Source organism: Agromyces sp. NPDC055661 (genome assembly GCF_053618135.1).
In genome coordinates, this window is the sequence record NZ_JBSHHC010000001.1 from 521,445 (window position 1) to 538,156 (window position 16,712).

The window sequence follows — 16,712 nt, forward strand, 5'->3', positions numbered from 1 at the left end:
GACCCACCCGTTACGAGGTGCTCGGCGACGGGAGGTAATGTGCTGGTGGGGCAGGCGACCCAACCGATGCACCAATCGCGAAGGAGCGACCGGAGAACATGACCGTTCAGATCGATCACGCGCTCGAGGAGATCAGGCGCTTCCGCCCGAGCCCCGAGTTCGCCGCCCAGGCCGTCGCCGACGAACGCCTCTACGAAGCAGCCGCGGCCGACCGCCTCGGCTTCTGGGCCGACCAGGCCCGCGAGCTCCTCCAGTGGGAGAAGCCCTTCACCCGCACCCTCGACTGGTCGAACCCGCCGTTCGCGAAGTGGTTCGACGACGGCGAGCTCAATGTCGCCGTCAACTGCCTCGACCGCCACGTGGCCGCCGGCATCGGCGACCGCGTCGCGCTCCACTGGGAGGGCGAGCCCGGCGACTCCCGCGACGTCACCTACGCCGAGCTCACCGACGAGGTGAAGCGCGCCGCGAACGTGCTGACCGACCTCGGCGTCGGCGAGGGCGACCGCGTCGCCATCTACCTGCCCATGATCCCCGAGGCCGTGGTCGCGATGCTCGCGGTCGCCCGCATCGGCGCCGTGCACTCGGTCGTCTTCGGCGGCTTCAGCGCCGACAGCCTCGCCTCCCGCATCGACGACGCCGAGGCATCCGTCGTCATCACTGCCGACGGCGGCTGGCGCAAGGGCAAGGTGTTCCCCCTGAAGCCCGTCGTCGACGAGGCGCTCCAGAAGGCCGAGGGCGGCACGGTGAGCAACGTGCTCGTGGTGCGCCGCGGCGAGAACGACGTCGACTGGGTCGACGGCCGCGACCACTGGTGGCACGACACGGTGGCGCAGGCGTCGGGCGAGCACGAGCCGAAGGCGTTCGGCGCGGAGCACCCGCTGTTCATCCTCTACACGTCGGGCACGACCGGGAAGCCGAAGGGCATCCTGCACACCTCGGGCGGGTACCTCACGCAGGCGGCGTTCACGCACCGGAACGTGTTCGACCTCCACCCCGAGCGCGACGTGTACTGGTGCACGGCCGACGTCGGCTGGATCACCGGCCATTCCTATGTCGTGTACGGCCCGCTCGCGAACGGCGCGACCCAGGTGCTCTACGAGGGCACGCCCGACACGCCGCATCCCGGCCGCTGGTGGGAGATCGTCGAGAAGTACGGCGTCACCATCCTCTACACGGCGCCCACCGCCATCCGATCGTTCATGAAGCTGGGCCGGCAGATCCCGCACGAGTTCAACCTGCGCTCCCTGCGCCTGCTCGGCTCGGTCGGCGAGCCGATCAACCCCGAGGCGTGGATCTGGTACCGCCACGTCATCGGCGGCGGCTCCATCCCCGTGGTCGACACGTGGTGGCAGACCGAGACGGGCGCCATCATGATCTCGGCGCTGCCGGGCGTCACCGACCTCAAGCCGGGCAGCGCCCAGGTCCCGATCCCGGGCATCACGGTCGACATCCTCTCCGACGAGGGCGAGTCGGTCGAGGGCGAGGGCGGCGGCCTGCTCGTCATCACCGAGCCGTGGCCGTCGATGCTCCGAGGCATCTGGGGCGACCCCGAGCGGTTCAAGGAGACCTACTGGGAGAAGTTCGGCGACAAGTACTTCGCCGGCGACGGTGCGCGTCGCGACGAGGACGGCGACATCTGGCTGCTCGGCCGGGTCGACGACGTCATGAACGTCTCGGGGCACCGCCTGTCGACCGCCGAGATCGAGTCGTCGCTCGTCGCGCACCCCTACACGGCCGAGGCCGCGGTCGTCGGCGCGTCCGACGAGACCACCGGCCAGGCGGTCGTGGCGTTCGTCATCCTCAAGGCGAGCCAGGTCTCGCACATCGACGACCCCGCCGTCGCCTCCGAGGAGCTGCGCAAGCACGTCGCGACCCAGATCGGAGCGATCGCCCGCCCGCGCCAGGTCTTCATCGTCAACGAGCTGCCGAAGACCCGCTCGGGCAAGATCATGCGGCGCCTGCTGCGCGACCTCGCCGAGGGCCGGCAGGTCGGCGACACGACGACGCTCGCCGACACGTCGGTCATGACCGCGATCACGCGCCAGGTGCAGTGACCTGAGGCCGGAGACACGGATGCCGCGGCCGGGAGCATTCCCGCCGCGGCATCCGTCGTCTCAGGTACGTGCGCCCGCGCGACTACGCGAACTCGACGATGAGCTCCACCTCGACGGGCGCGTCGAGCGGCAGGACCGCGACGCCCACCGCGGAGCGCGCGTGGCGCCCGGCCTCGCCGAAGACCTCACCCAGGAACTCGGATGCGCCGTTGATCACGCCCGGCTGGCCGGTGAACGACGGGTCGGATGCCACGAAGCCCACGAGCTTCACGATGCGCGTGACGCGGTCGAGCGAGCCGAGCTCGGCGCGCACCGCCGCGAGCGCATTGAGCGCGCAGGTGCGGGCGTACTCCTTCGCATCGTCGGCGGGGACGAGCCCGTGCCCGTCGCCCACCTTGCCCGTCGCGGGCAGGGCGCCCGCCGTGAACGGGAGCTGGCCCGACGTGTAGACGAAGGAGCCGGTGACGACCGCAGGCACGTAGGCGGCCACGGGCGGGGCGACCTCGGGGAGCTCGATGCCGAGCTCGGCGAGGCGCGCCTCCACGGCGGCCATCAGGCCTCTCCCTCGAACTGCTTGGCGGCCTGGGCGGCTGCGGCGGCGCCGGCGGATGCCGCGGCCGACGACTCGCCGCCGACGGGACGCTTCAGGTAGGCCACGAGGCCGCCCTCGGGCCCCTGCACGATCTGCACGAGCTCCCAGCCCTCGGATCCCCAGTTGTTCAGGATGGCCGCGGTGTTGTGGATGAGCAGCGGGGTGGTGATGTACTCCCAGGCCGGCATGCGATTCCTCGTCTCTGATACTGGGGTGGAATGGCTTCGATGCGCGACGGATCCGGCGGAGACCGGCGTGTCGGCAGGCGAGCGCGACCGGCGGCCCGCATAGCGGGTTTTGCCAGCCTTCTTTGTTAAGCTCCACTATATGTCTGCCCAAAAACGTACGATGAGCGACGTCGGCACCGGGATCCTCGGCTTCGTCGGCCTCAGCGCTCTCGCCGGCGTTCTCGTCACCGCTGCGGTGACCCCGGCACTCGCCGTGACCGGCATGGCCGCCAACAACGGCATCTCCATGTTCGAGAACCTCCCCGGCTACCTCGAGATCGACGACCTCTCGCAGAAGACGGACATCTACGCCACCCAGCCCGACGGTTCGCAGGCACTCCTCGCTTCGTTCTTCGACGAGAACCGCGAGGAGGTCGGCTGGGACGCGATCAGCCAGTACGTGAAGGACGCCGCCGTCTCCGGTGAGGACCCTCGGTTCTACGAGCACGGCGGGGTGGACATCCAGGGCACCATCCGCGGTGCGGTCAGCACCTACATCCTGAACAAGGACGTGCAGGGCGGTTCCTCGATCACGCAGCAGTACGTGAAGAACGTGCTCATCAACAACGGCGTGCGCGAGGCGACGACGGAAGAGGACAAGCAGGCGGCCTACGACGCGGCGACCGAGACCTCCCCCGAGCGCAAGCTCAAGGAGATGCGGTACGCGATCGCGCTCGAGAAGAAGTTCTCGAAGGACGACATCCTCAAGGGCTACCTGAACATCGCCGCGTTCGGCGGGCGGGTCTACGGCATCGAGTCGGCCGCCCAGTACTACTACGGCACCACGGCCGCGAACGTCACGCTCGCGCAGGCCGCGAGCCTCATCGCGATCGTCAACCACCCCGAGAAGTTCCGCCTCGACCAGCCCGACAGCGAGGACAACGGCGTGAACACGGTGAACGACAAGGGCGAGCCCGCGCCGTACGCTGCGAACAAGGAGCGCCGCGACTACATCCTCGACGAGATGCTCAAGGGCGGGAAGATCACGCAGGAGGAGCACGACGCCGCGATCGCGGAGCCGGTCGCGCCCGCCATCCACGAGCCCAGCACGGGCTGCGTGACGGCAGCGGGCAGCGCGTACTTCTGCGACTACGTCAAGAACATCATCCTGAACTACTACGACGACCCGAACACCCCCGAGGTCGACGAGGGTCGCCAGCTGCTGCAGACCGAGGGCCTGCAGGTCTACACGACGCTCGACCTCGAGCTGCAGAACAAGGCCGAGACGGCCGTCGCCGCGAACGTGCCGTTCGCCGACCCGCGCTTCGACGTGGGCTCCGTGGCCGTCGGGGTGCAGCCGGGCACGGGTCGCGTGCTCTTCATGGCGCAGAACAAGAAGTTCACCGAAGACCCCGAGGTCGCGGCGACGAGCCCCGAGTACACCTCGATCAACTACAGCACCGACCAGGACTACGGCGGGTCGGCGGGCTTCCAGCCCGGATCGACCTACAAGGTCTTCACGCTCGCTGAGTGGCTGAACGCGGGCCACTCGCTGCGCGAGACGTTCAACGGAAGTCGCCGCGCGTTCTCGACGTTCAACAACAGCTGCGAGGGCGGCACCTTCCAGGTGAGCCCTGCCTGGAACCCGCGCAACGACGACGGCCGCATCGCGAACAACGCGGTCGACGCCACGGCGTGGTCGGTGAACTCGAGCTTCGTCGCGATGGCCTCGCAGCTCGACCTCTGCAAGCTCAAGCAGACCGCCCAGGCGTTCGGCGTGCACCGCGCCGACGGCGGCGAGCTCGGCATGAACCCCTCCGACGTGCTCGGCACGCAGGAGGTCGCCCCCGTGACCATGGCGGCGGCGTTCGCCGGCATCGCCAACAACGGCCTCACCTGCACGCCCGTCGCCATCGACAAGATCGTGAAGGGCAACGGCGAGGAGGTCGCACCGCCGGCGTCGACGTGCACGCAGTCCGTGACCCCCGAGGTCGCGCACGCCATGGAGTACGCGATGCAGCAGACCTTCGCGAGCGGCGGCACCGCCACCGCGTCCGACCCGGGCACGGGCGTGCCGCACATCGGCAAGACGGGTACCACCGACAACGCGTTCGACACCTGGATGATCGGCGCCAGCACCAAGGTCGCCACGGCGGTCTGGGTCGGCAACGTCACCGGTGGCGACAACCGCACCAACCTCAGGAACACGAGCTTCGACTCCGGCAGCGCCGCCACGGCGCGACACCGCATCTGGCCGTCGATCATGGAGCTGGCCGACACCAAGTACGGCGGCGACGCGTTCCCCGAGCCCGATGCGGCGGCGTTCAAGCAGGTGCTCGTCGACATCCCGGCGGTGGCCGGACTCACGTTCGACCAGGCGAAGGCCGCACTCGAGGCCGAAGGGTTCGTCGTCGAGGACGGCGGCCAGCAGGACTCCGAGCAGCCGGCCGGCACGGTGATCGGCACGGACCCGTCCGGCCAGGCCGGCAAGGGCGCCACGATCCGCGTGTTCACGAGCAACGGGAACAGCAACAGCACCGTCGTTCCCGACCTCACCGGCATGAACGCCCTCGAGGCCAAGGCGGCGCTCGATGCGGCCGGCCTCAAGATGAAGGGCGGCGGCGGCAACCCGACCGGCACCGTGACGAGCCAGAACCCGGCGCCGAACACCACGGTCAAGAAGGGCGACGACGTCACGGTCCAGTTCGACTCCGGTGGTGGCGGCGGCAACAACGCGCCGGGGAACGGTTGAGCCCCCGCCCGCTGACGCCCGCCGCGCGGATCGCCATCGCGATCGGCGCGGCGGGCGCCGCCGCGTTCGCCTGGGGTTCGCTCGTCGAGCGCACGCGCTGGACGCTGCGTCGGGCCGACGTCCCGGTGCTCCCGGCCGGCGCCGAGCCGATCCGGGTGCTGCACCTCTCCGACCTGCACATGGCGCCGTGGCAGCGCGAGAAGCAGGAGTGGGTCCGCTCGCTCGCGGCGCTCGAGCCCGACCTCATCGTGGACACGGGCGACAACCTCGGCCATGAGCGCGGCCTCGACGGCATCCGTCGCGCGTTCGACGCGTTCGCCGGCATCCCCGGCGTGTTCGTGAACGGCTCGAACGACTACTTCGGCCCAGCGCTCAAGAACCCGTTCACGTACTTCGGCGGCCCGTCGGGCGTCGTGCAGCGGGCGAAGCGGCTCGACATCGAGGGGCTGCACGCCTACTTCGCGGAGCTCGGGTGGCGCGACCTCGACAACACGGCGACGAGCCTCGACCTGCGCGGCACGCACTTCGAGTTCTTCGGCGTCGACGATCCGCACCGCGGATACGACCGTCTCGACCTCATCACGGCGGCCATCGACGAGCTGCGCGCCGACGACCCGCTCGGCGACGAGCTGTGGCCCGACACGGCATCCGTCGTCGGCGAGCGTCGGCCCACCGTCACCGTGGGCGTCGCCCACGCGCCGTACCAGCGGGTGCTCAACTCGTTCGTGAACCACGGCGCACAGCTCATGCTCGCCGGCCACACGCATGGCGGACAGGTGTGCGTGCCGGGCTTCGGCGCCCTCGTCACGAACTGCGACATCCCGCGGCAGCAGGTCAAGGGCCTGAGCCTCTGGCGGCACGGGCTGCGCACCGCGTACCTCAACGTGTCGGCGGGCCTCGGCACGTCGATCTACGCGCCGGTGCGCTTCGCCTGCCCGCCCGAGGCGACGTTGCTCACGCTCGTCCCCGCCGAGTAGGCGCATGGTCGGGGGGCCGCGTTTTTTCGGCTATCCTTGTTGAGGCCCGAGAGGGCACCGGGGTGTGGCGCAGCTTGGTAGCGCGCTTCGTTCGGGACGAAGAGGTCGCAGGTTCAAATCCTGTCACCCCGACCACCAGGAGCCCCCTCCCACGCGGAGGGGGCTCCGTCGTTCCCGGGGTGCTCGACCGCGGCCCGTCCGTCGACGAGGTGCACGATGGCGACCGCCGGCCCGGATGCCGCTCCCCCGGCCGCGAGGGCGGCGAGGTCCACCTCGACCGACCGCGGGTCCTCCGCGAGCCCGACGCCGCGCGCCTTCAGCGTCGCCTCCTTGACGGTCCACGCGCTGGCGAGGATGCGTCGCCGGAGCGCCCACGGCATGTCGAGCCCGGCGAGCGCCGCGAGCTCCGCGAGCTCCGCCGGCGAGCACATCCGGCGCACGAGCGACGGTGCCTGGAAGGCCGCGAACGGCTCGTCCTCGACGTCGGCGCCCACCAGCCCCGACCCGACGACCGCGACGAGGAGCGTGTCGTCGCCGTGGGAGATGCTCACGTCCACGCCGGGCGGTCCGAGCAGGCGCGGCTTGCGCCCGGGCTCGCTGGGTGCGAACCCCTCCCAGTCGCGCCCGAGGCGCCCGGTGACGAGCTCGCGGGCCCAGCGCCGTGCCAGCAAGTGCCGCCCGCGCACGTCGCCCGCCGCACGCCACGACCCCATCCGCCAGCGCACGCCGGTGGCGGTGACCCCCTCGACGGACGCGACGGTGACGGCGACCGCGGTCGTGGGCGCGTTCACGCGGCGGCGGCGAGCCGTTCCGAGATCCCGTGCGCGAGCGACCGGATCGTCGGGTGGTCCCAGACGATGGTCGGGTCGACCTCGAGGTCGAACGCGTCCTCGATGTCACCGCACAGGGTCAGCGCGTACACCGAGTCGAGCCCGAGCTCCGCGAGCGGGGTGTCGGCCGTGAACGAGTCGGCCTCGACCTTGCCGTAGGCGACGACCCGGCCCTCGAGCCAGGCCTCGATCGTCGCGGCATCCGTGGTGGTCATGGGGTGTCTCCTTCCTCCGCCCGAGTGGGCGTGGTCATTCCGGCGGCCGACAGGTCGAGTCGGATGCCGCGTTCGGTCCGATCCGCGGCGTACGCCACGACGTGCTCCACCAGGTGGGGCTCGAGCGGCCCCACGCGGCCGGCGAGCCGGTCCTCGATGCGACGCAGGCACGCCTCGCGGATCACGGGGTCTGCCGCGGCGGAGGCGTCGTCGGCCGCGGCGCCGACCCCGGCGAACGCGGCGGCGGCGAGCGCGAGCGCGACGCGGTGCGCGACGGCGAGCGCCGGCGGCGCGGCATCCGCGCGCGCCTGGGGCGGAGGCAGTGCCGCGACTTCCCAGCGGAGCGCGGCGACCGTGTCGGCGAGGCGCTCGAGCGTCGCGAGCTCGGCGCTGCCCGGCGCGAACGCCGCACGCACCCCGGCATCGTGCAACGAGCCGCCGACCGGGTCCCCCGAACCGGCCCGCGACGCGAGCCGGTCGAGGCGGATCGGGGCGGGCGGTGCGCCGAGCCGGAACAGGGCGGGATCGGCGCCCCCGTCGCGCGAGCGCTCGATCCAGGCGGGCAGGTGCGCGAGCGCGGCACCGAGCAGCTCGGCCGGGCTGCCGTTGCGCACGGTGAGCGTGCCGACGTCGCGGAGGAGCTTCTCGAACACGTCGTAGGGGGCGACCCGGGCGTAGAACGTGGAGCCGAACAGCACCGAGAGGTCCTGCATCGCCGAGGACAGGAGCTCCATGACCACCACGCTCGAGAGGGCCGTGAGCACGCGACAGCCCTTCGGCACGACGTGCAGGGCGCGCACCGCGACCGAGGCGAGCGCGTCCGCGACGAGGAGGTCGGCGACCGCACCGGCCAGGAGCGCGCGGGACTGCGGGAGGTCGAGGACCGAGCCGCCGTAGAGCGACCGCTCCGCGCCGTAGCGCACGGCGAGCTCGGCCGAGGCGCCGACGGTCGCGACCGCGAGTGCCGGGATCACGGCCCGCGTCACCTGCTCGGCCGCGCCGATGGTCGCGGCGGCACTCCCCCGGCTCCCGATCGTTCGGTCGACGGGCACCGGCAGGTCATGGAACTCGACGTTCCCGACGCGGAGTCCGCGGAGGCCGCCGGTCGCCACGCGCTGCGAGACGTCGACCGCGGGGCGGGTCGCGGCATCCGCGCGCCAGAGCAGCAGCGACCGACTGCCCGGACCCGGCTCGGCGGAGGTCCGCGCGACGACGAGCATCGACTCGGCCCGGTCGGCGTCGTCGACGAAGCGCTGCACGCCGCGCACGAGCCAGCGGTCGCCGTAGAGGTCGGCGGCGCAGCCCACGCCCTCGCCCTGGGCGTCGCCGAGGAACGCCGGCGGCGTGGCGGCCAGGCGCTCGCCACGCAGGAGCCGCGCCGCGACCTCGGTCCGCTGCGACTCGTCGCCGGCGATCCAGACCGGCAGCGCGGCGGCGAACGTCGAGAGCCCGTGCGCGAGGCCGAGCGCCGGGTCGCGTCGGAACACCGGTCGCCAGCGTCGCACGAGCTCCTCGGTGGAGCCCCAGCGTCCGCCGAGGGCGACCGGCACGGCGTCCGCAGCCGCGTCCCACTCGTCGAGCAGCGCGCCCGCGACGTCGCTCACTCGGCGGGCTTCGTCGTCGGCGACGATCGCGGCGTGGTCGAACGGACCGGGTTCGCGAGGGTCGCCGAACAGCACGTCGAGGCCGTCGGGCATGGGAGCGACGCTCGGCGCGGCGTCGAGGCGGTCGAGGCTCATGCGGCCTCCGTCCGATCGTCGAGCACCGAGACGCGGGAGCCGGCCTGGGCGGCCTCGAGCGCGAGTCCGGCGAGCCGGGTGGCCGACCCGGTCGCCGCGACCTGGTCGATGAGGCCGAGCCGCGCCGCGAGTCGCTCCAGCACGGCGAGCAGGCGGGCATCGGATGCCGCGGTGCCGGCGTCCGCGGCGGCGAGCCCGACCGCGATCGCGCACGACGCCCCGAAGCACAGCGCGACGCGCTCGGCGAGCTCGAACGACCGCGCGCTCGGCATCGCCTCCCGCGGCGCGGCGCCGGCCTCGACGACCACCCGCTCGTACTCGGCCGCGATGCGCCGCGCCACCCCGACGGTCGCATCGGTTCCCGAGGTCGTGCCGCCCGACGCGCCGCCGCTCGCGAGGAGCTCGACGAGGCCGGGGAGCGCGCGCAGGAGCCGGGAGCCGCGACGGGTCACGAGCCGGAGGCGGGTCGGATCGAGCCACCCGTCGGGCGCCGCGTCGTGCCGGAACGAGGCGACGAGCGCCGCGGCATCCGCCGGCTCGTCGGGTCGGGAGATCGTGCCGAACTCGTTGACGATCATGTTGAGGTTGACCATCGAGTTGCCGTCGAAGATGCCGACCACGCGGTTGTCGCGCGCGACCTTCTGGAACTCCCCCGCCCCTCCGATGCCGAGCACCTGCGCCCACGGCCCGAGCAGCGGCGTGACGTCGCGCACCATTCGGTCGACGGTCGACGGCACGAGGAACTTCGCCAGCGAGCTCACGAGCGCCATCTCGTGCGTCGCGTGGTGCATCTCGCGTGCGGCGGCGACCATCACCGACTCGGCGAGGAGTTGATCGGCGATGGCGGTGCCGAGCGTCGCCCGCGCCGACGGCAGGTCGGCGACGCGGTGCCCCGCGCTGCGGTGCTCGAGCGCGAACCGCAGCGCCACGTCGACGACGTGGTCGGCCGCCCCGACCGAGAGCGGCGTCGTGAGTGGCCGGGTGAGCTGCAGGCTCTTGAGCACGGTCTCGAGGCCGTGGCCCGGCTCGCCGATGAGCTGGTCGGCGTCGACGGTCGCGCGCTGCAGGGCGAGTCCGCTGATGTCGGCGCCGCGCGTGCCGTGCGTGGCGACCTTGGGCAGGGTGCGCAGCGTGCCCTCGTCGACGCGGCGCTTGTCGAGCAGCACGAGCGAGAGCGCGCGCGGGCCGGGCTGGTCGGAGCTGCGCACGAGCACCGTCATCGCTCGACCCCGGGTCGCGTTGTTGATCGGCCACTTCTCGCCGTCGAGCACGACGCGTTCGCCGATGGCGGCCGTGCTGGCGGTGCTCGAGAGGTCGGAGCCGCGCCCCCGCTCGGTGAGGCCCCACGACACGGGTCCGCCGTCGAGCACGAGCCCGGCCATGACCCCGGCGACCGGGCCGCCGGCGATCCAGGCGCCGACTGCACCGAGGAACGTCACCCCGTGCGCGACCGCGACGGTGAGATCGCGTCGTGCGATGGCGCGGATCATGCGCATCGGGACGAGGAGGTCGCGCAGCTCGCCGCCGTGCGCCCCGGGCACGTACCAGCGCTGCAGCCCCCATCCGTCGATGGCCGCGATCGCCTCGCCCGGGAACTCGCGGCGCTCGTCGAGCGCCACCGACCGGTCGGCGCCGATGACGGATGCCGCGTCCCGCGGGTCGCCCAGGAACCGCTCGAACTCCGTGACGACGCTCATCCGGCGCCCGCCCGCTCGAAGCCGAGCGTGTGCACGGTCGCGAGCCGCTCGTCGGCCAGGAGCGACCGGGCCAGCCCTCGCTGGACCTTGCCGCTCGTGGTGCGGGGCAGCGTGCCCTTGCGGATCAGCGCCACGCCGAGCTCGGGCAGCAGGAACTCCTCGGCGACCGAACGGCGGAGCCGCTCGGCGAGGTCGGCGAGGTCGCCGGGCGCCGCGCGCGCCGCGTCGACCTCGGCGACGAGCCCGACGAGCGGCTGGCTCACCGTTCCCTCGAACGCGGCGCTCAGGCATCCCGAGGGCAGCACGCTCGCCGCGGCGTGCTCGAGGTCCTGCGGGTAGAGGTTGCGGCCGCGGATGATGATGAGGTCCTTGATGCGGCCGGTGATGACGAGCTCCCCGTCGAGGAGCGCGCCGAGGTCGCCGGTGCGGAGCCAGGCGCGATCGTCGGTCTCGCCCGCGATCGCGGCGCCGAACGTCTCGTCCGTGGCATCCGGCCGATGCCAGTAGCCCTGCGCGACGCTCGGCCCGCGCACGAGGATCTCGCCGATCGCGTCGGGCTCGGCGCGGCCGCCCGTCTGCGGGTCGACGATCGCGACCTCGTGGCCGGCGGCGGGCGGTCCGCACGAGACGAGCGCGACCGCGCGCTCGCCCGGCGCCGCCGCTCGCAGCTCGCCGCGCTCGAGGGCGCCGGCGTCGGCGTGCACCGCCGACACCGCATCGTCGCGCACGCTCGCCGTGACGAGCAGCGTCGTCTCGGCCATGCCGTAGGCGGGGATGAATGCGCGCGCCCGGAAGCCCGTCGGGGCGAACCGCTCCGCGAACGCCGCGAGCGTGCCGGCGCGCACCGGCTCCGCACCGGTGATCACGCCCTCCAGTGCGGAGAGGTCGAGCGACGCGAGCTGCTCGTCGGTGACGAGCCGTGTGCAGAGCGCGTAGGCGAAGTCGGGACCGACCGTGTGCGTCGACCGGTGGCGGGTGAGCAGGGTCGGCCAGAGGTTCGGACGCCGCAGGAACTGGCTCGGCGACGTGAGCACGCTGTCGGCGGCGACCGAGATGGGCTGCAGCAGCTGCCCCACGAGGCCCATGTCGTGGTAGTGCGGCAGCCACCCCATGGTGCGGGACTCCGCCGTGATGCCGGTGGCGCCGGTGATCGCGGCCTCGTTGGCGACGAGGTTGCCGTGGCTCACCATCACGCCCTTCGGCGTGCCCGTGGATCCCGACGTGTACTGCAGGATCGCGAGGGAGTCGGACGTGATTCGCGGCGCGATCCACTCGGAGGTCGTGGCGCCCGGCTCGTCCCGCTCACGCGACCCGAGCATCGCGATCCGCGCGCCGCCGACCGAGGCGCCGGGCTCGAGGCCGAGCGGCGCGAGGGCTGTCCCCTCAGTGAGCACGAGCCGGCTGCCCGCGTCGCGCACGATCGCCTCGAGCCGTCGCACCGCGGCCTCGGGCCGGCGCATGGCCGCGACCGGCACGGGCGACGCCACGAGTCCCGCGTAGAAGACGGCGTAGAGCGCCCGGATGAACCCGAGCCCCGGCTCGAAGGCGAGCACGACCACGTCGCCCGGCGCGTGTCCGGCGCCGGCGAGCGCCGCGGCATCCGCCATCGCCCGTCGCTCGAGCGCGGCGTACGAGGCGAACGTCGAGTCCGTCGGAGTGTCGTAGAACCGGAACCCGCGCGCGTCGCCGGCGGCCGCCGCCGCGTCGCGCATGGCGTCGAGGAAGGTGCTGTTCGGGGTCACGCTGGTCCCTCCGCTGGTCGGCCGAGGGGCGATCGCACTGCGCACCGTCCCCCATTCGGTCCGGCGAGCCTATGGCCGGTGTTTGAACGGCGAGCACGCGCGGTGTTGCACGGGTGTTACAACTCGGTGGCGCCGTACCCCCAACTCGGGGGCGACGGAATGGAGCCGCCCTGTTACCTGCGGGTAAACAATCCGTCCCGCCACGGTGTCGGCGGTGCGTCCGCGGATACGCTGGTCGGGCTGGCGGCTGCCGATGACGGACCTCTCGGTGCGAACACCGGCCCGGGAGGATGTCCCCCGACGCCGGCCCGGGGAGGGCGGAAGTGAACGGTCTGGACTTGCTGCTGCTGGCGCAGCGCGCACGCGATGCGGTCTTCTCGCGGATCGCCGCGACCGGATTCGCGCGGTTCGGCGCTCGCACGCGCATCCTGCTCCCGTTCCGCGTCGGCAACGCCGATCGCATCGCCATCGGCTCCGACGTGCTCATCGGCCCGGGATCGTGGCTCATCGTCCCTCGCCTCGACGAGCCGGGTCCGGTGATCGTCATCGGCGACCGCGTCCGCATGAACGAGACCTCGATCTCGGCGGTGCGCAGCGTCGTGATCGAGGACGGCGTCGCCATGGCGCGCGGCGTGTACATCTCCGACCACACCCACGGGTTCGACGAGCCCGACACGTTCATCAGGGACCAGCCGCTCGTGCGGGTGTCCCCGGTGCGCATCTGCCGCGGCGCCTGGCTCGGCCAGAACGCGGTCATCATGCCGGGCGTGACCGTGGGCGCGGGCGCGGTGGTCGGCGCCAACTCGGTCGTGCGCGAGGACGTGCCACCGAGGACCGTGGTCGCGGGCGCGCCGGCCCGGCTCATCAGGCAGCTGGCCGCATGAGCGAGCGGGTCGACACGGGCGCCTACCCGATCGGGGTCGGCGCGGCATCCGCGCCCCGTGGCGCCGCCGACTTCGTGTTCACCTTCAGCTACGAGACGTACTCCGACGCCGTGCGGCGGGGCATGATGCGCCCGCCCGACCGCATCCTGGCGAGCCTCATGCACAGCCCCGAGGTGCGGCGCCTGCTGGTCGCGAACCCGTTCCGGTGGTTCCCGCGCGTCGCCGCGACGCCGCTCCTCGACCGCGACGCGCCGTTCCCGTCGAGCGGGCGGATGTCGCTGCATCGCCCCGCCCGGGCGCGCCGCGACGACCCGACCGACGTGCCCGCCGTCGCCGCGGCGTACCGCGCCTACGACCGCTCGCTGCTCCGCGCGGCGCGGAAGCTCGGACTCGTGGATCCCTACGCCATCACGACGAACCCCCTCGTCGCGGGCTTCGCCCCGTTCGACTGGGCGAGCGGCGTGACCTTCTTCGCCCGCGACGACTGGTCGAGCTCGCCGGCGCGCGAGGCGTACTGGCCCGCCTACCGCGACGCGTACCGCCGGATCGCCGAGTCGGGCCGCCCGGTTGCCGCGGTGTCGGCCGAGATCATCGACCGCATCGCGCCGACTGGCCCGCACGAGGTCGTGCCGAACGGCGTCGAGCCGTCGGAATGGCTGGGGCCCCTGCCCGCAGCGCCCGACTGGTTCGCCGCGCTGCCCGGCCCGAGGGCCGTGTACGTCGGCACGCTGGATTCCCGCCTCGACGTGCCGGGCATCGCCGACCTCGCGCGGCGCCGGCCCGACCTGCAGGTCGTGCTCCTCGGTCCGCTGCCCGACCCCGCCTACGTGGCCGAGCTCGCCTCCCTGCCGAACGTGCACGTGCACCCGAGCGTCGGCCGCGCCGAGCTCGTCGCGACGCTCCGCAACGCCGACCTCTGCCTCCTCGCGCATCGTCGCACGCCGCTCACCGAGGCGATGAGCCCGCTCAAGGTCTACGAGTACCTCGCGGCCGGGGCGCCCGTCATCGCCACCGACCTGCCGCCGGTGCGGGGCATCGACGACCGGGTGCTGCTCGTGTCCACCGTCGACGACTTCGCCGACGTCGTGCCCGACGCCCTCGCCCTCGGTCGCGCAGCCGAGACGGAGCGCACCGCGTTCATCGCCGGCAACTCGTGGGCGGCGCGGCACGAGCGCGTCTTCGCCCTCGCCAGGAGCTGATCCGCCCGCCGCTGTCCCCCGAACGGAGGGCCTCGCGTCCCCCAGTGTGTCGATCATGTATCGGCCGCCTGAAGAGCCTGTGAACTGCACGCCGACCGGGTTCCGGGCGCCCGTGCCGCGCGGCTAGCATCGCCGCAGAGGACGATCGGCCGCAGCATCCGGGGAACCGCTGCGAACCGCCCGAACGGCACGTGAGCGCCACCGTCGACCGCCCTCGCAACACAGGCGACGACCGCCTGCACCGCAGCCGGAATCGGACGGGTCACGGTGGTCGCTCCCTGCATCGACCCACCTCGCCCGAGCGGGTGCACGAGGCCGCCGAGGGGGGAGCGCGAGTTGACCGCAGAGGCAGACACGATCACGCTCGCGGGCCCGCCCGCCGACCGGCTGCTCGACCGGGCCGCCGCCGTGGGGCAGCGCGTCGCGTCGCAGCCGCGCAAGCTCGGCTGGCGGCACCGGCTGGTCTTCGCGCTGGCGGTGACGGATGCCGCGGGCATCGTCGTCGCGCTCCTCGTCGCGCAGTTCGTGCGGTTCCGCACCACCGCGCTCGGCGCCGCGACGCCCGTGAGCGACGTGGCGTACCTCTCGCTCGGCGCGGCGATCGCCGCCGTGTGGCTCATCGCCCTGTCCGCGACGCGTTCGCGGATGATCCGCAACATCGGCACGGGCACGGTCGAGTACCAGCGCGTCGTCAACGCGACCCTCATCACGTTCGGCACGCTCGCCGTCGTCGCGTTCCTGCTCCAGATCGAGATCGCGCGCGGCTACCTCGCGGTCGCGCTGCCGCTCGGCCTCGTGCTGCTCCTGGGCGGACGCGTCGCCTGGCGCTGGATCCTGCACCGGATGCGCCGCGTCGGACGCTGCACGACGGGCTCGATCATCGTCGGCCGCCCCGACGACGTGGCGCGCGTCGTCGACGAGCTGCGGCGGCAGTACCGGGTCGGCTACCGCGCGATCGGCGCGACGTTCGCCGGCTCCGCGCGCACCACGCAGGCGAGCCGGATCGACCTGCCGACGGTCGACTTCGACGACCTCGCCGCGACCTCGAAGCGCACGCGGACCCGCGCGGTCATCGTCGCGGGCGACCTGCCGGGCGGCAGCGCGACCATCCGGCGCCTCGGCTGGGACCTCGAGAACTCGCAGACCGAGCTCATCCTCGTCTCCCGGCTCACCGACGTCGCCGGCCCCCGCATCCACCTCCGGCCCATCAACGGCCTGCCGATGGTGCACGTCGACCTGCCCCAGTACTCGGGCTTCGCGCACGCCATGAAGCGCCTCTTCGACGTCGTCGTCGCCGGCACGGCCGTGGTGCTGCTCGGCCCGCTCTTCGCCGCGATCGCGGTGGGCGTTCGGCTCTCGAGCGACGGGCCAGTGCTCTTCCGCCAGGAGCGCGTCGGGGCGCACGGCGGCCGCTTCACGATGCTGAAGTTCCGCTCGATGGTCACCGACGCCGAGGCCCGCCTGCGCGAGCTGCAGGACCGCAACGAGGGCAACGGCGTGCTCTTCAAGCTGCACGACGACCCCCGTGTGACCCCGTTCGGGCGCACGCTGCGCCGGTACTCGCTCGACGAGCTGCCGCAGCTGTGGAACGTCGTGATCGGCGACATGAGCCTCGTCGGCCCACGCCCGCCGCTCCCGAGCGAGGTGGAGCGCTATGAGGAGGACGTGAACCGCCGGCTCCTCACGAAGCCGGGCATCACGGGGCTCTGGCAGGTGAGCGGCCGGTCGAACCTCTCGTGGGACGAGAGCGTGAAGATCGACCTCTACTACGTGGAGAACTGGTCGATCACGGGCGACCTCGTGATCCTCCTGAAGACCGTGCGCGCGGTCGTCGGGAGCAACGGCGCGTACTGAAGCGTTCTGC

At 72.7% G+C, this 16,712-nt stretch carries 13 protein-coding genes and 1 tRNA gene; 7 read left to right on the forward strand and 7 right to left on the reverse strand.

The genetic code is table 11. The annotated features are described in order from the left end of the window. Positions 1-98 precede the first annotated feature (98 nt). Positions 99-2,054, forward strand: coding sequence for an acetate--CoA ligase (gene acs / locus ACWGO8_RS02405; RefSeq protein ID WP_452041542.1), 1,956 nt, complete (start codon positions 99-101; stop codon positions 2,052-2,054). An 82-nt stretch (positions 2,055-2,136) separates the two neighbouring features. On the opposite strand, the gene ACWGO8_RS02410 is transcribed toward acs, so the two are convergent. Both ACWGO8_RS02410 and ACWGO8_RS02415 read right to left on the reverse strand, forming a co-directional pair. Continuing rightward, entirely contained in the window at positions 2,137-2,607 is a 471-nt protein-coding gene (locus tag ACWGO8_RS02410; RefSeq protein ID WP_452041543.1) for a RidA family protein, read from the reverse strand. Further along, on the reverse strand, positions 2,607-2,834 hold the full coding sequence (locus tag ACWGO8_RS02415) for a hypothetical protein (protein WP_452041544.1): 228 nt from the start codon (positions 2,832-2,834) through the stop codon (positions 2,607-2,609). Before ACWGO8_RS02415 ends, ACWGO8_RS02410 begins: the two co-directional genes overlap by 1 nt. Before the next feature lie 160 nt (positions 2,835-2,994). Here ACWGO8_RS02415 and ACWGO8_RS02420 point away from each other — a divergent pair, with 160 nt between their 5' ends. The 3 genes from ACWGO8_RS02420 to ACWGO8_RS02430 all read left to right on the forward strand — a co-directional run bounded on the left by ACWGO8_RS02420 (position 2,995) and on the right by ACWGO8_RS02430 (position 6,677). Next, complete coding sequence (locus ACWGO8_RS02420; protein ID WP_452041545.1) at positions 2,995-5,565, forward strand: transglycosylase domain-containing protein; 2,571 nt, start codon at positions 2,995-2,997, stop codon at positions 5,563-5,565. Continuing rightward, entirely contained in the window at positions 5,562-6,542 is a 981-nt protein-coding gene (locus tag ACWGO8_RS02425) for a metallophosphoesterase (RefSeq protein WP_452041546.1), read from the forward strand. Before ACWGO8_RS02420 ends, ACWGO8_RS02425 begins: the two co-directional genes overlap by 4 nt. A 58-nt stretch (positions 6,543-6,600) precedes the next feature. Next, a tRNA-Pro gene (locus ACWGO8_RS02430) sits at positions 6,601-6,677 on the forward strand. On the opposite strand, the gene ACWGO8_RS02435 is transcribed toward ACWGO8_RS02430, so the two are convergent. From ACWGO8_RS02435 to ACWGO8_RS02455, 5 genes are read right to left on the reverse strand one after another with little or no spacing between them, the layout of a single operon-like run. Beyond that, positions 6,656-7,333, reverse strand: a complete 678-nt coding sequence (locus tag ACWGO8_RS02435) for a 4'-phosphopantetheinyl transferase family protein (RefSeq protein WP_452041547.1) — start codon at positions 7,331-7,333, stop codon at positions 6,656-6,658. The genes ACWGO8_RS02430 and ACWGO8_RS02435 overlap by 22 nt on opposite strands. Beyond that, complete coding sequence (locus ACWGO8_RS02440; RefSeq protein ID WP_452041548.1) at positions 7,330-7,587, reverse strand: acyl carrier protein; 258 nt, start codon at positions 7,585-7,587, stop codon at positions 7,330-7,332. Before ACWGO8_RS02440 ends, ACWGO8_RS02435 begins: the two co-directional genes overlap by 4 nt. Then, positions 7,584-9,326, reverse strand: coding sequence for a hypothetical protein (locus ACWGO8_RS02445; RefSeq protein ID WP_452041549.1), 1,743 nt, complete (start codon positions 9,324-9,326; stop codon positions 7,584-7,586). The genes ACWGO8_RS02440 and ACWGO8_RS02445 overlap by 4 nt, the downstream gene beginning before the upstream one ends. Next, positions 9,323-11,023, reverse strand: coding sequence for an acyl-CoA dehydrogenase family protein (locus ACWGO8_RS02450; RefSeq protein WP_452041550.1), 1,701 nt, complete (start codon positions 11,021-11,023; stop codon positions 9,323-9,325). The genes ACWGO8_RS02445 and ACWGO8_RS02450 overlap by 4 nt, the downstream gene beginning before the upstream one ends. Beyond that, complete coding sequence (locus ACWGO8_RS02455) at positions 11,020-12,765, reverse strand: fatty acyl-AMP ligase (RefSeq protein WP_452041551.1); 1,746 nt, start codon at positions 12,763-12,765, stop codon at positions 11,020-11,022. The genes ACWGO8_RS02450 and ACWGO8_RS02455 overlap by 4 nt, the downstream gene beginning before the upstream one ends. A gap of 323 nt (positions 12,766-13,088) precedes the next feature. Between ACWGO8_RS02455 and ACWGO8_RS02460 the strand changes: the two genes are divergently transcribed. The 3 genes from ACWGO8_RS02460 (at position 13,089) to ACWGO8_RS02470 (ending at position 16,702) form a co-directional block, all read left to right on the forward strand. Next, complete coding sequence (locus ACWGO8_RS02460) at positions 13,089-13,649, forward strand: acyltransferase (RefSeq protein WP_376956356.1); 561 nt, start codon at positions 13,089-13,091, stop codon at positions 13,647-13,649. Next, a complete protein-coding gene (locus ACWGO8_RS02465; RefSeq protein ID WP_452041552.1) occupies positions 13,646-14,848 on the forward strand; it encodes a glycosyltransferase in 1,203 nt (400 codons plus the stop codon). The genes ACWGO8_RS02460 and ACWGO8_RS02465 overlap by 4 nt, the downstream gene beginning before the upstream one ends. A 336-nt stretch (positions 14,849-15,184) precedes the next feature. Further along, the gene (locus ACWGO8_RS02470; RefSeq protein ID WP_452041553.1) at positions 15,185-16,702 is read left to right on the forward strand and encodes a sugar transferase; all 1,518 of its coding nucleotides are present in this window, start codon (positions 15,185-15,187) and stop codon (positions 16,700-16,702) included. Positions 16,703-16,712: the final 10 nt, after the last annotated feature.

What these genes read in the sequence shown, in the direction of transcription:
- ACWGO8_RS02440 (WP_452041548.1), bottom strand. Translation starts at nt 7,587, where the DNA reads ATGACCACCACGGATGCCGCGACGATCGAGGCCTGGCTCGAGGGCCGG.
- ACWGO8_RS02445 (WP_452041549.1), bottom strand. Translation starts at nt 9,326, where the DNA reads ATGAGCCTCGACCGCCTCGACGCCGCGCCGAGCGTCGCTCCCATGCCC.
- ACWGO8_RS02465 (WP_452041552.1), top strand. Translation starts at nt 13,646, where the DNA reads ATGAGCGAGCGGGTCGACACGGGCGCCTACCCGATCGGGGTCGGCGCG.
- ACWGO8_RS02410 (WP_452041543.1), bottom strand. Translation starts at nt 2,607, where the DNA reads ATGGCCGCCGTGGAGGCGCGCCTCGCCGAGCTCGGCATCGAGCTCCCC.
- acs (WP_452041542.1), top strand. Translation starts at nt 99, where the DNA reads ATGACCGTTCAGATCGATCACGCGCTCGAGGAGATCAGGCGCTTCCGC.
- ACWGO8_RS02415 (WP_452041544.1), bottom strand. Translation starts at nt 2,834, where the DNA reads ATGCCGGCCTGGGAGTACATCACCACCCCGCTGCTCATCCACAACACC.
- ACWGO8_RS02420 (WP_452041545.1), top strand. Translation starts at nt 2,995, where the DNA reads ATGAGCGACGTCGGCACCGGGATCCTCGGCTTCGTCGGCCTCAGCGCT.
- ACWGO8_RS02450 (WP_452041550.1), bottom strand. Translation starts at nt 11,023, where the DNA reads ATGAGCGTCGTCACGGAGTTCGAGCGGTTCCTGGGCGACCCGCGGGAC.